We start from the raw sequence: 12,430 nt of genomic DNA on the forward strand, positions 1-12,430 counted from the left end.
AGCGCTCAGGACGCTCTCAGAAAGCCTTCCTACACTTCTCCGGGTAAGCGGCGATCAAGCCGCACTGCCAAGGAGGATGCGATGCGAGGAGCAAGGGGGCGGCTGGCGGCGATGACGGCGCTGGCAACGATGCTGGCGGGGCCGGCGCTGGGCCAGAATGGGGCCGCGGCCAAGCATGATTTCAAGCTGCCAGGCGTCAGTTGGGACGACATCCTGAATGACGAGCAGAGCAACGACAATGTGCTGATGTACGGCCTAGGCGTGCGGGCCCAGCGGTTCAGCACGCTCGACCAGATCAACAGCGACACCGCTAAGAAACTGGTGCCCAAATGGGTTTTCTCCTTCGGCGACGAGCGGCAGCGCGGGCAGGAAAGCCAGGCGCTCTTCTATGACGGTGTCATCTATGTGACCGCATCCTACAGCCGGATATTTGCGCTGGACGCGGCGACGGGCAAGAAGATCTGGTCCTACACCGCACGTCTGCCCGATGACATCCGTCCCTGCTGCGACGTCATTAATCGCGGCGCGGCCATCTATGGCGACAAGATCTTCCTCGGCACGCTCGACGCCTCCATGATCGCGCTCGATCGCAAGACCGGAAAGGTGGTGTGGAACAAGAAGTTCCAGGATCACAAGGCCGGCTACACCATGACCGGCGCGCCGACGATCGTGAAGGACCAGAAGACCGGCCGCGTCATGCTGATCCACGGATCGTCCGGTGATGAATTCGGCGTGGTGGGCGAACTGTATGCCCGCGATCCCGACACTGGCGAGGAAATCTGGATGCGCCCGATGGTCGAGGGGCATCAGGGGCGCCTCAACGGCAAGCCGTCGAGCTTCACCGGCGATCCCAAGGCGCCGAGCTGGCCCAATGACAAGGATGGCAAGAAAGTCGAGGCGTGGAACCATGGCGGCGGCGCGCCCTGGCAGTCGGCGACCTTTGACGTGAAGACCAACACGATCGTCATCGGCACCGGCAATCCCGCGCCATGGAATACCTGGAAGCGTTCGCCGGGCGACAGTCTCTATACATCAGGCCAGGTCTATATCGAACCCTCGACCGGCGAGCCGGTGGGCTTCTTCCAGCATACGCCCAACGACGCCTGGGACTTTTCGGGCAATAATCCGATCGTGCTGTTCGATCTGGAAAAGGACGGCAAGACGATCCGCGCCGGCGCCCATGCCGATCGCAACGGCTATTTCTTCCTGACCGATCTCGACAAGCTGACCAAACGCGACGGCAAGATCAGCAAGCAGAAGGGATCGGCGCTGGGCATCTATCCCTTCGTCCCGAACATCAGCTGGGCCAGCAAATGGGATGTAGCCAATGGCCGGCCGATCGAAAATCCGGGGCAACGCCCGCCGCCGCCTGCACCAGGCCAGGACAAGGGGGACGTGATCAAGGTCACCCCCAATTTCCTGGGCGGCACCAACTGGATGCCCATGTCCTACAATCCGGGAACCGGACTGTTCTACATCCCGTCCAACGACTGGTCGGAGGATTACTGGACCGAGAATGTGACCTACAACAAGGGTGCCGCCTATCTTGGCCAGGGCTTCCGCATCCGCAAGCAGTTCGACGATCATGTCGGCGTGCTGCGGGCGCTGGACCCCAAGACCGGCAAGATCGCCTGGGAGGCAAAGGAACATCTGCCGCTATGGGGCGGCAACCTGACCACCAAGGGCAATATCGTCGTCCAGGGCACCAGCGACGGCTATGTGAAGCTGTTCAACGCCAAGACTGGCGAGGAGCTGTGGAAATTCCAGACCGGGTCGGGCGTGGTGTCTGTGCCCATCACCTGGGAGATGGGGGGCAAGCAATATATCGGCCTTGCGTCGGGCTATGGCGGCGCGGTGCCGCTATGGGGTGGCGACATGGCCGACCTCACGCGCTCGGTCAGCCAGGGTGGCTCATTCTGGGTGTTCGAACTGCCCGAAGGCTGATCCCCTTCTGGCATCACCGGGGATTCATCACCCCTGGTGCCGATCCGCCCGGTCGGCCGGCGCCTCCCTTGCCGACCGACCGGGCGGACTCCGTTTTCATGGGGAACCTGCCATGCGCATCATCCTGTCCCTGCTGGCCGCATCGCTGACTGTCCCGCCAGCCACTGCCCAGATGCTCATCACCAATGTCGAGGAACGCCCCGATCCCTGGATCGTCAACGGCTGCCGGATCGGACCGGAGGCGAATTGCCCCGGCGCCGACCTGCGCTTTGCCGATCTGGCCAATGCCGACCTCAGCGGCGCCGACCTGACCGGAGCACAACTGGCGCGCGCCGATCTGCGCCATGCCAATCTGACTGGCGCCAAGCTGACCAACGCCGACCTCGACGGCGCCCGGATGAGCACCGCCTTCATGGGCGGCACCCGTCTGGAAGGGGCATCGCTGCGCGGCACCGATCTGTCCTTCGTCCGCGCAGCCAAAGCGCGATTCGACCGCAGCGACATGACTGCCGCCACGCTGGAAAAGGCACTGCTCAAGGGAGCAAGCTTCCAGGATGCGCGCTTCATCAACACCGACCTCATGGAAGCCAAATTCTACGAAGCCGACCTGGAACGCGCCGTCATGGATGGCGTGCAATTGCGCTTTGCCGTGTTCCAGGATGCATGGATGAAGGATTGCAGGGGCTGCCCGACCCATTGGCAAAGCGGCGATACCGTCTGGCAGACGGAGGAACGGGAGCGGCAACGCAATCAGTAGACGTGTCGCGCGTTTGTCCCGTGGCCATCATAGCCTCAGGAGGCATGTCATGGGATTATCAGAATTTGATCCCAGCGCCCGGGAGCGGGTATCGTGGAACGCCGGACGCAAGGTTGGCGCAAAGCGGGCGCTGAAACCCCGCCAAATTTGGGCGCTCCGCTTCGGGGTCAGCCGGCGGTCGACCTTATCATAGATGATGATGGCGCAGCAGGTCATCGCCAGCAGCAATAGCCACAGTTCGGCATCGATGCCATAGCCGAAGCGCATGGTGCGCACTGGGCATCGTCAGAAGCGCTTGGATGCGGCCAGGCGGATGTCGCACCCCGACGACGCCCTCGAAATCGAGAATGGTGGTGTAATCGGCGACACTTGTATGCGCGCGAGAATTGACGTCGAACAGATTATGGACATACGTGAGCAGGGTAAGGCGTCCGGTGCCGAAAGGCTGCCAGCGGCCGAACATATCGACCACCGTATAACCGGGTTCGTCGACGCACTGGGTGGTCTCCCCCCCATCTGATCTCGACATCGCGCTGGAGCTCTTCGATATCATCGTGCTAGTTATGATGGGGGGAGGCTGATTTCGGAGTTCAGCTACGGTGATGGCTCGTCGCCAGCGGTCACGCTCCAATTGTCGCCGACTAAGGTTCCAAACCCACGGCCATAGTCTTCCGACGTCGCCTTTGGATTGGCAGGCCGTCGGTGCAGCCAGCTCTGGTTCCTGAAAAGCCTTACCGTCCTGGTGGTTCCCGGCCGTTCCTGACAAGTATGTGGAACAATATGTGGATTGGAAATCAACACACTTCATACAAGCGTTTAAAATAAACAAGTTGTTGAAGATGTTGGCGGAGCGGGAGGGATTCGAACCCTCGATACGCTTTTGACGTATACTCACTTTCCAGGCGAGCGCCTTCGACCACTCGGCCACCGCTCCGCAGGAACCCCATCGTCGCTGTAAGCGGCGTGAATCGGGTTCATATTCCATCGCACTGGAGGCGGCTCCCTATCGCGCGACAACGCACTAGGCAAGGGGATGCTTTACTTTCTTGCGCGGCAATTGTTTGATCGGGTCATGACCCTTCCCCGCCGTGCCGCGCTGCTCGCGCCCTTCATCGCCATCCTGCCCCTTGCCGTTGCCGATGCGGCCGATCCGCCGGCCACGCCCAGCGCGGTCGTGGCGCAGGCGCCGGCCAGTGCCTGGCGTGCCGTCCCGGCGCAGGATCTGCTGGTGATGACGATCGAGGGCGGCAAGCGCGTGCTGATCCAGTTGGCGCCGCAATTCGGGCCGCGCCATGTCGCCAATATCCGCGCGCTCGCCACCGCGCATTGGTGGGACGGCACCAGCATCAACCGGGTGCAGGACAATTATGTCGTCCAATGGGGCGACGCGACCGAGAAGAAGTCGCTGCCTACCGGCCTCGCGCCGACCAGTCCGGCCGACTATGTCCAGCCGCTTGGGGGCATGAAGGCGAAGCTGACGCCGCTGCCCTATCCCGATCCCTATGCGCGCGCGACCGGCTTCATCGATGGCTGGCCGGTGGCGATCGAGGGGGACGCCGCCTGGCTGCCACACTGCTATGGTATGATCGGCGTCGGCCGCAACATGTCGCCCGATGCCGGCACGGGGGCGGAACTCTATACCGTGATCGGTCAGGCGCCGCGCCAGCTCGATCGCAACATCGCCGTGGTCGGTCGCATCGTCGAGGGGATGACGGCGCTCACCAGCCTGCCGCGTGGCAGTGGTGATCTGGGCTTCTATACCGATGCCGAGCGCAAGCTGCCGATCGTCTCGGTGCGCCTCGCAAGCGATCTGCCGCAGGCGGAGCAGCCACATGTCCAGGTGCTGGATACCGGCTCGGCCAGCTTCGCCGATTATCTGCGGCTGCGCGCCAACCGGAAGGATGATTTCTACGACTGGCCGGCGGGTGGCGTCGATCTGTGCAATGCGCCGGTGCCGGTGCGATTGGCGCCTTAAAGAGGAAGATCGCGCAGCCGATAGCCGCGCCAGTCGCGGATACGGCGGATGGCAAAACTGGTCCGGATCGCCGACACGCCGGGCAGGCGGGCGAGGCAGTCGCGATGGACCGCGTCGAAGCCCTTGAGGTCGGCGGCGGCGACCCGCAGCAGATAGTCGGCCTGGCCCGCCATCAGATGGCATTCCAATATTTCCGGGAAGCCGGCGACCGCCGTCTCGAACCGCTCCATCGCCTCGCGGCTCTGGCTGGTCAGCGAAATCTCGACAAAGGCCTGGAGCGTCAGGCCTAGCGCGGCCGGATCGAGCCGGGCGGCATAGCCCTCGATCATGCCGGCATCCTCCAGCGCGCGGATGCGGCGATGGCAGGCGGAGGAGGAGAGGCCGATCTGCTCGCCCAGCTCGTTCATCGACCGGCGGGAATCGCTCTGCAGCGCCTCCAGCAACGCGATGTCGAACCGATCCATGCAATGTCATCCCGATGAAATAAGATTTCGCGATATATCATCCTGCATGCGGGCGATCGCAAGCGCAAATCAGGGAACAATCGCCACCCGCTTGGCGATATGATGGGGCCACAACCGGCGGGGCTGCGTTGTCCTTTCAGGATGGGCCATCCCGCTGCAAAATGGAGAGCGTCTCATGATCGTCGGCACCGTCAAGGAAATCAAGAATCACGAATATCGCGTCGGCCTGACCCCCGAGAGCGTCCATGAACTGACGGCCCATGGCCATGCGGTTCTGGTCGAGACCGGCGCGGGTGAGGGCATTGGCGCGCATGACGCGCTCTATGAGCGGGCCGGCGCCACCATCATCGCCACCGCCGCCGAAGTGTTCGCGCGCGCCGAGATGATCGTCAAGGTGAAGGAGCCCCAGGCTGTCGAGCGCGCGATGCTGCGCCCCGGCCAGATCCTCTACACCTATCTCCACCTCGCGCCCGATCCGGAGCAGACCCGCGACCTGATCGCCTCAGGTGCGACCTGCATCGCCTATGAAACCGTGACCGACGCCAGCGGCGGCCTGCCGCTGCTGAAGCCCATGAGCCAGGTGGCCGGCCGCATGTCGATCCAGGCCGGCGCGACCGCGCTGGAAAAGGCGCATGGCGGCCGCGGCGTGCTGCTGGGCGGCGTGCCGGGCGTGCTGCCGGCCAAGGTCGTCGTGATCGGCGGCGGCGTTGTCGGCTTCAACGCGGCGCAGATGGCGGCCGGCCTTGGCGCCGACGTCACCATTCTCGACCGCAATCCCGAAGTGCTCGAAAAGCTGGGCATGTATTTCGAGGCGCGGGCCAAGACCCGTTTCTCGAACCGCGCGAACCTGGCCGAATGCGTGGCCGAGGCGGATCTGGTGATCGGTGCGGTGCTGATTCCGGGCGCCGCCGCGCCCAAGCTGGTCAGCGCCGACATGCTCAAGTCCATGAAGAAGGGCGCGGTGCTGGTCGACGTCGCAATCGACCAGGGCGGCTGCTTCGAAACCAGCCATGCCACCACCCATGCCGACCCGACCTACATCATCGACGGCATCGTCCATTATTGCGTCGCCAACATGCCCGGCGCGGTCGCCCGCACCAGCACCTATGCGCTCAATAACGTGACCCTGCCGCACGCGCTGCGCATCGCCGAACTGGGTTGGAAGGACGCCCTGCGCCGCGATCCGCACCTGCTCGCGGGCCTCAATGTCTGGGACGGCAAGGTCACCTACAAGGCCGTCGCCGACGATCTGGGCCTGCCCTACACCCCGGCGGAAGACGCGATCGCCTGATCGCGCCACCCCCTGTTTCCCGGCGTCCCCGACAGGCGCCGGGCAAAAGGACGCCAGCCCTCCCTTGCGGGGCTGGCGTCCTTTTATTTTGCGCCGTTTTTCGTCTGGCGCGACGTCGCGTCGCCGGGCTTTGTTTCCCGATTGTCAAATAAACGCCATGGATTCTCTTGCGGGTTCCAAGATCTCGTTCGTCTAGTCGGGCAGGGGGACATGACCACATGCCCCCCATGCATCCTGGTTCCGCCGAAGAGAGGCATGGTTTAACATCATGGTCGATTTCCCCACATTCGCCGCCTTGATCCAAAAAGGCGATCGCTCCATCATGCGCGCCGGTCGCGCACTGCAGAAAGGGGCGTGCTGATGTCCGGTGATATCATGACCTGGCTCGTGCCGCTGGTTGCCATGCTGGCCGCCGGTCTGCTCGCCGGCTTTGCCGCCGGCATCTTCGGCATCGGCGGCGGCTTCGTCGTCGTGCCGGCGCTGCTGGTCGTGCTGCCGCTGCTGGGCGGGACGAAGGACGGCATCGCCCATGTCGCGATCGGCACGTCGGCTGCGACGATCATCCTGACCTCGATCCGATCGCTGCTGGCGCATTCCAAGCGCGGGGCGGTGGAGTTCGACGTCCTCAAGACATGGGCGCCCTGGATCATTTTGGGCTGTGGCGCGGGCGTCGTGCTGGCGGGCCATGTCGATGGCCGCACGCTCAAGATGATCTTTGGCGCAGGCGTCATCCTGATGTCGCTCAACTTCCTGATCCCGGTGCTGAACGGCAAGGTGATCAGCGACCAGATGCCGTCGGGACTGGCGCGCATCGGCATTGCAGGCGGGTTGGGCACCTTTTCCTCGCTGCTGGGCATCGGCGGCGGCACCATTGCCATCATGACGATGACGCTGTGCGGCCGCACCATCCACCGCGCCATCGCCACCGCATCGGGCATCGGCACGCTGATCGCCATCCCGACCACCATCGGCTTTGCCATCATCGGCTTCCGCGAAGGCGGCCTGCCCTGGGGGTCGCTGGGCTATATCAACATCCCCGCGACGATAGCGATCGCATCGATGTCGATGCTGACCGCGCCGCTGGGCGTGGCCGCCGCCCACAGCCTGCCCGCCGGGCCGCTGAAGAAGATCTTCGGCGTCTATCTGCTGATCATCGGTGCGCTGATGCTGCGCGCGGGGCTCAAGATCTGATAATGATCTGATAATCTGGCTGTATTTCTTAACGGCCGCCAGTGACCGCCTTAACAGGCTTTGTCACTGGCGGCCGTTCGCGCTATCTGACAGGCGGTGAAGATGGCGCAAACCGACCCGATTTCCGTGCTGCTGGTGGAAGATGACCCGGCGGCCCGCGCCAATATTGCCGAAATCCTCGTCCGCGCCGGCATGGTCGTCGACCTGGCCGAGGATGGCGCCGAAGGGCTCAAGCGCGCCGCATCGGGCCGCTATCATGTCATCATCCTCGATCGCACCCTGCCGCATCTTTCGGGCATCGACGTGGTGACGCGCATGCGCGTCGCCGGGATCGAGGCGCCGGTGCTGATGCTGTCCGCGCTCGGCCGCAGCGAGCATCGGGTCGAGGGGCTGGAAAGCGGCGTCGATGACTATATGGCCAAGCCCTTCGAGCCGGACGAACTGGTCGCCCGCGTGCGCGCTTTGTGGCGCCGGGCGGGGCGGTTGCAGCAGGATTCGGTGCTGCTGTTCGGCGATCTGGAATGCCATGTTAAGGCGCGCACGGCCCATCGCGCGGGCCGCCATGTGCCGCTGTCGCCCAAGGAATTCGCGCTGTTCCGCTACCTCATGGAACATGCCGGCGAAGTGGTCACGCGCGAAATGCTGCTGCGCCATGTGTGGAAACTCAGTTTCGATCCCCAGACCAATGTCGTCGACGTCAATGTCGGGCGCCTGCGCCGCAAGCTGGAGGAAGGGTTCGATAGCGCCGTGCTGGAGACGGTCTGGGGCACCGGCTATCGGTTGATCGCCGCCCATGGCTAGGTTCGGCCTGCTGCGCTCGGTCTTCGGCCGGGTCACGCTGTCGGCCCTGCTGGTCAGCCTGGCGTCCACGCTGGTGCTGTTCCTGGTGGTCGAACGGATCGTCGAGACCGACGGGCGCGTGATGCTGGGGCGAGAGGTCGATACCGATCTGGCGGGCCTGGCCGACATCTATGTCAGCAGCGGCGAGGCGGAATTGAGGGCACGCATCGCCGATCGGCTGGCAATGGAGCGCGGCGACAGCGAAAAGGCCTATTATCTGCTCGCCGATGCGGCCGGGCGCCGGGTGGCGGGCAATATCGATCACTGGCCCGCCCTGGCGTCCGAAGTGTCCGAGGCCCGGCTGATCCGCCTGCCGGGCGGCGACCGCATGTTCGCGCGGGCGACGCTGCTTGGTCCCGACACCCGGCTGATCGTGGGGCGCAGCAATGTTCGCGCGCGGGCGCTGCAGACCCGGCTCGCCATCGCCTTTGCCATTGCCGGGGCCATCGTCGCCCTGCTCAGCCTTGCCGCCGGCCATTTCGCGGCGCGGCGCCTGCGCCGCCGGGTTGAACGGATCAACCATGTCTTCGACGCGGTGCGCGCCGGCGATATCGGTGCGCGCGCCCGCGCCACCGGGGCGAGCGACGAACTGGCCGAACTGGCGGCGAACACCAATGCGATGCTGGATCAGGTGCAGCGGTTGATGGAGGCCCAGCGCTCCGTGTCGGATCAGACCGCGCACGAGATCCGCACCCCGCTGATGCATCTCGATACGCGTATCCTGAAGGCGATGGAGCGGACTGGGGATGAGGGGCTGTTGCGGACCCTCGGCCGGTCGCGCGATGAGATACGCAGCGTCGTCCGGCTGCTCGATTCCCTGCTCGACATTGCCGGCACCCAGGCGCTGCGCGGCGATCGCCGGGGTCTCGCCGATGTCGATCTCAGCGAGATCGCCGACAATCTGGCGGACCTTTATGGCGCCAGCGCGGAGGATCTGGGCATCGCCTTCCATGCGATGGTGGCACCGGGCATATCCTTCCGCGCCGATCCGATGCAGATCACCCGTCTGCTGTCCAACCTGCTCGACAATGCGTTCAAATATGTGCCGCGTGGCGGCAGCGTGCTGCTCAGCCTGGCGCCGGGGCCGCTGATCATCGTGCAGGATAATGGCCGGGGCATCCCGGCCGACGCGCGCGAACTGGTCTTCGACCGCTATGTCCGGCTCGATCCGTCGCCCGGCAGCGGCCATGGTCTGGGGCTGGCGCTGGCCCGTGCGATTGCCGAACGCCATGGCCTGACCATCCATGTCGAGGATGCCGCGCCCGGCGCCTGCTTCGTCGTGCAGCCGGAGATGGCGGATGATTAGGCTCTTCCTGCCCCTGCTGATGCTGGGCGTCGGTCCGGTCGCGGTGGTCGAGGAGCCGATGCCGACCGATGCGCTGATGCGCACCCTGGCGGAGGGGGATCTGGCGCAGGCGCGCGGCGATCAAGCCGCACTCGCGGCGGCGGCCGACACTCTCAAGCTGCTCGGCGCGCGCCCGGCCGAGGGGCAGGATGACCTGTCCACCCTCTGGTCGCAGCAGGCGCAGGCCGGCGGCGCCGTCCATGCAGGGCCAGTCTATCGCGGTCGCGCGCTCGGCCCCGCCTATCGCCGCGGGTCTCTGGCGGCCGGCGGGCGGGTGACGCTGCGCCAGCTGTTCCTTGCCGGCCAGCGCGCGCAGATTTCGGTGGCACGCGCCACCGGCATGGCCGCATCCCTGTCGGTCCGGGTGCGCAATGCCGATGGCGGCACGCTGTGCGCCAAGCCGGTGGCCGCGCCGCAGGCCGATTGCGCCTGGCTGCCGCTGTTCACCGAACGCTATGCGATCGAGATAGAAAATGGCGGCAGCGCGCCGGCGACCTTCTATCTGGTGATCCGCTGATCTGATCCCAATCACTTGAAAACAGGGCGGAAAAGCCCGATATTAGGCCCTTTTGGGCGCTGCGGCCCACCGCCGCCGCGCCTCGCTTCGTCCATTCTGCACATCCGTTCAGGCGCAAAATGCCGGTCCCGGTGCGTTATTGCCGCAGGTTCGATGAGGAAAGAGGAGAAACGTCATGAACCGTTCGATGCTTCTGACCGCCATCGCCATGGTCGGCATGACCCCGATGGCCGCCATGGCCCAGCCCCAGGCGCGTGGCCCGGCTCCGGGGGAAGGCCCGGTGAGCTATGAGGAACAGCTGGCGTCGGTCGAGGACCAGCTTGTCTATGAAGCGCCGATCGCCGGCGTGGAGAACAACTACTGGTTCAATTATCAGACCGACCTGGCCGAGGCGCGCAAGGAACTGACCAAGGATCTGCGCCATTCCAGCGATGCGGAGGATAATCGCGACGCCTGGGAGGAATATCGCACCGAACTGGCCGATGCCCGTGGTGACTATGCCAAGGAAATGGCCGAGAAGGGCTATCCGGTCGGCGAAGTCCGGGTGCTGGGCAGCAGCGGCCGCTGATCCGCGCGGCGCTGATCCAAATATAGAAAGGGCTGGTCCGGTCATCCGGGCCAGCCCTTTTCGCATTACTGCGTATAGGCCTTGGTCAGGCGATAGAGGAAGGCGCGGCCGTCGAGCAGCGACTTGACCCGGATGCGCTCATTGAGTCCATGGACCCCCTGGCCATCGGGATCGGCGAACATGCCCGACACGCCATAGGTAGGGATGCCCGCCGCATTGGTGAAGCGCCCGTCGGTCGCCCCGGTGGCGAGCCGCGGGATCACCGGCACGCCCGGCCACATCTCCTTGGTCAGCGCCTCGATCGGCGCCATGATCTGCGGCGTCAGCTGCGGCGCCGACGATTTGGGCTGCGGCGGATCGGCCAGCGTCACCTTGACCTTCTCGTCGCCGCCGACCTGCGCCAGCTTCGCGCGCACCGCCTCGACATCCTCGCCCGGAATGATGCGGCAATTGACGTTGGCCGTCACTGACTGGGGCTGGGCATTGGGGGCGTGGCCGCCATTGATCAGCGTCGGGATGCAGGTGGTGCGCAGGGTCGCGTTCCAGCTGGGATTGGCGGCCGAGATCGCGGCATAGTCCGCCTCGGTCGCCTTGCCTGCGCCGACCGCGGCCATGGGCTGCGACAGCTTGGGATAGAGCGGCGCCGATGCACCGAAATAGGCCTTGGCCGCCGGGGTCAGGTTCACCGGGAAATCATAGGCATTCACATTGGCCAGCGCCTGCGCCATCCAGCCGATCGCGTTGAAATGCGGTTCCTGGCGCGAACTGTGGCCGCCCGGCGCGGTCGCGGTAAAGGTGAAGTCCTGATAGACCTTCTCGCCCGCCTGCACGCCATGGCTGACCGGCTTGCCATTTTCGTCCAGCGACCCGCCGCCGCCTTCGTTGAGCGCCCATCCGGCCGCCATCGCATCGGGCTTGTTCTTCAGCAGATATTCGACGCCGTTCAGCGCCTTCTCCGTCTCCTCGCCACAGGTCAGCGCCATCTTGATCGTGCGCTTGGGCTTGTAGCCTTCCTGCTTGAAGCGGATCATGGTGTCGGCAAAGCTCGCCGCCATCGCCTTGTCGTCCGACGTGCCCCGGCCATAGAAATAGCCGCCTTCCTCGATCAGGGTGAAGGGATCGCGGGTCCAGTCGGCGCGCTTGGCCGCGACCACGTCGATATGGGCGAGCAGCAGCAGCGCGGGCAGCTTGGCGTCGGAACCACGCAGCATGGCGGTCAGATTGCCTTCCTTGGGATGGGCCGGATCGACCACGACATCGAGGTCGCCATCGGCATAGCCCGCCGCCTTCAGCCGCGTCGCAATCTGTTCGGCGGCGAGCGTGCAGCTGCCATTGGGCCAGCTCGAATCGGTCTCCACCAGTTCCTTGTAGAGGGTGCGGAAGGCGGCCTCGCCGGCGCGGGCCTGTGTATCGGCCGCGGTGGCGGCGTGCAGCGGGCTGAGGCTGGCGGCCAGCAGCGCGGCGGCGGGCAAGGCGGCAACTAAGCGACGGGATGGCATGGGGCGATGTCCTTGTTCTGATTGTGCGACGCTTGGAAA

Annotated in this window: 12 protein-coding genes and 1 tRNA gene; 9 read left to right on the forward strand and 4 right to left on the reverse strand. The window is 65.0% G+C overall.

Features of this window, described 5'->3' with window-relative positions; all coding sequences use genetic code 11:
• The first annotated feature begins 81 nt into the window (after positions 1 to 81).
• Positions 82 to 1,944: a methanol/ethanol family PQQ-dependent dehydrogenase gene (locus AC13EK_RS01270; RefSeq protein WP_080727114.1), complete on the forward strand. Its 1,863-nt coding sequence runs from the start codon at positions 82 to 84 to the stop codon at positions 1,942 to 1,944.
• Positions 1,945 to 2,056: 112 nt separating this feature from the next.
• Positions 2,057 to 2,701 carry a pentapeptide repeat-containing protein gene (locus AC13EK_RS01275; RefSeq protein WP_069338077.1) on the forward strand — a complete coding sequence of 215 codons (645 nt, stop codon included), beginning with the start codon at positions 2,057 to 2,059 and terminating at the stop codon, positions 2,699 to 2,701.
• Between the two features lie 27 nt (positions 2,702 to 2,728).
• Here the strand turns inward: AC13EK_RS01275 and AC13EK_RS01280 are convergent, their stop codons facing one another.
• Together AC13EK_RS01280 and AC13EK_RS01285 are read right to left on the reverse strand one after the other, a co-directional pair.
• Positions 2,729 to 2,968 carry a hypothetical protein gene (locus AC13EK_RS01280; protein ID WP_069338078.1) on the reverse strand — a complete coding sequence of 80 codons (240 nt, stop codon included), beginning with the start codon at positions 2,966 to 2,968 and terminating at the stop codon, positions 2,729 to 2,731.
• Positions 2,969 to 3,544: 576 nt separating this feature from the next.
• Positions 3,545 to 3,635: transfer RNA gene (locus AC13EK_RS01285), tRNA-Ser, on the reverse strand.
• A gap of 138 nt (positions 3,636 to 3,773) precedes the next feature.
• On the opposite strand from AC13EK_RS01285, the gene AC13EK_RS01290 reads away from it, so the two are divergent.
• Positions 3,774 to 4,676, forward strand: a complete 903-nt coding sequence (locus AC13EK_RS01290) for a peptidylprolyl isomerase (protein ID WP_069338097.1) — start codon at positions 3,774 to 3,776, stop codon at positions 4,674 to 4,676.
• Here AC13EK_RS01290 and AC13EK_RS01295 read toward each other — a convergent pair.
• The gene (locus AC13EK_RS01295) at positions 4,673 to 5,140 is read right to left on the reverse strand and encodes an Lrp/AsnC family transcriptional regulator (RefSeq protein ID WP_069338080.1); all 468 of its coding nucleotides are present in this window, start codon (positions 5,138 to 5,140) and stop codon (positions 4,673 to 4,675) included. The two genes, AC13EK_RS01290 and AC13EK_RS01295, sit on opposite strands and share 4 nt — an antisense overlap.
• Positions 5,141 to 5,315: 175 nt before the next feature.
• On the opposite strand from AC13EK_RS01295, the gene ald reads away from it, so the two are divergent.
• The 6 genes from ald to AC13EK_RS01325 all read left to right on the forward strand — a co-directional run bounded on the left by ald (position 5,316) and on the right by AC13EK_RS01325 (position 10,892).
• The gene (gene ald / locus AC13EK_RS01300) at positions 5,316 to 6,431 is read left to right on the forward strand and encodes an alanine dehydrogenase (protein ID WP_069338081.1); all 1,116 of its coding nucleotides are present in this window, start codon (positions 5,316 to 5,318) and stop codon (positions 6,429 to 6,431) included.
• A 360-nt stretch (positions 6,432 to 6,791) separates the two neighbouring features.
• The gene (locus AC13EK_RS01305) at positions 6,792 to 7,622 is read left to right on the forward strand and encodes a sulfite exporter TauE/SafE family protein (RefSeq protein ID WP_004208288.1); all 831 of its coding nucleotides are present in this window, start codon (positions 6,792 to 6,794) and stop codon (positions 7,620 to 7,622) included.
• Between the two features lie 102 nt (positions 7,623 to 7,724).
• Positions 7,725 to 8,423, forward strand: a complete 699-nt coding sequence (locus AC13EK_RS01310) for a response regulator transcription factor (protein WP_069338082.1) — start codon at positions 7,725 to 7,727, stop codon at positions 8,421 to 8,423.
• Entirely contained in the window at positions 8,416 to 9,768 is a 1,353-nt protein-coding gene (locus AC13EK_RS01315; protein ID WP_483021986.1) for a sensor histidine kinase, read from the forward strand. The genes AC13EK_RS01310 and AC13EK_RS01315 overlap by 8 nt, the downstream gene beginning before the upstream one ends.
• Positions 9,761 to 10,324 (forward strand): hypothetical protein, encoded by a 564-nt coding sequence (locus AC13EK_RS01320; RefSeq protein ID WP_026108717.1) that lies wholly within the window; start codon positions 9,761 to 9,763, stop codon positions 10,322 to 10,324. Before AC13EK_RS01315 ends, AC13EK_RS01320 begins: the two co-directional genes overlap by 8 nt.
• 175 nt (positions 10,325 to 10,499) lie before the next feature.
• Positions 10,500 to 10,892, forward strand: coding sequence for a hypothetical protein (locus tag AC13EK_RS01325; RefSeq protein WP_069338084.1), 393 nt, complete (start codon positions 10,500 to 10,502; stop codon positions 10,890 to 10,892).
• 65 nt (positions 10,893 to 10,957) lie between these two features.
• Here AC13EK_RS01325 and AC13EK_RS01330 read toward each other — a convergent pair whose 3' ends face one another.
• Positions 10,958 to 12,391: a M20/M25/M40 family metallo-hydrolase gene (locus AC13EK_RS01330; protein ID WP_069338085.1), complete on the reverse strand. Its 1,434-nt coding sequence runs from the start codon at positions 12,389 to 12,391 to the stop codon at positions 10,958 to 10,960.
• Positions 12,392 to 12,430: the final 39 nt, after the last annotated feature.

This window comes from Sphingobium sp. L-44, assembly GCF_056859495.1.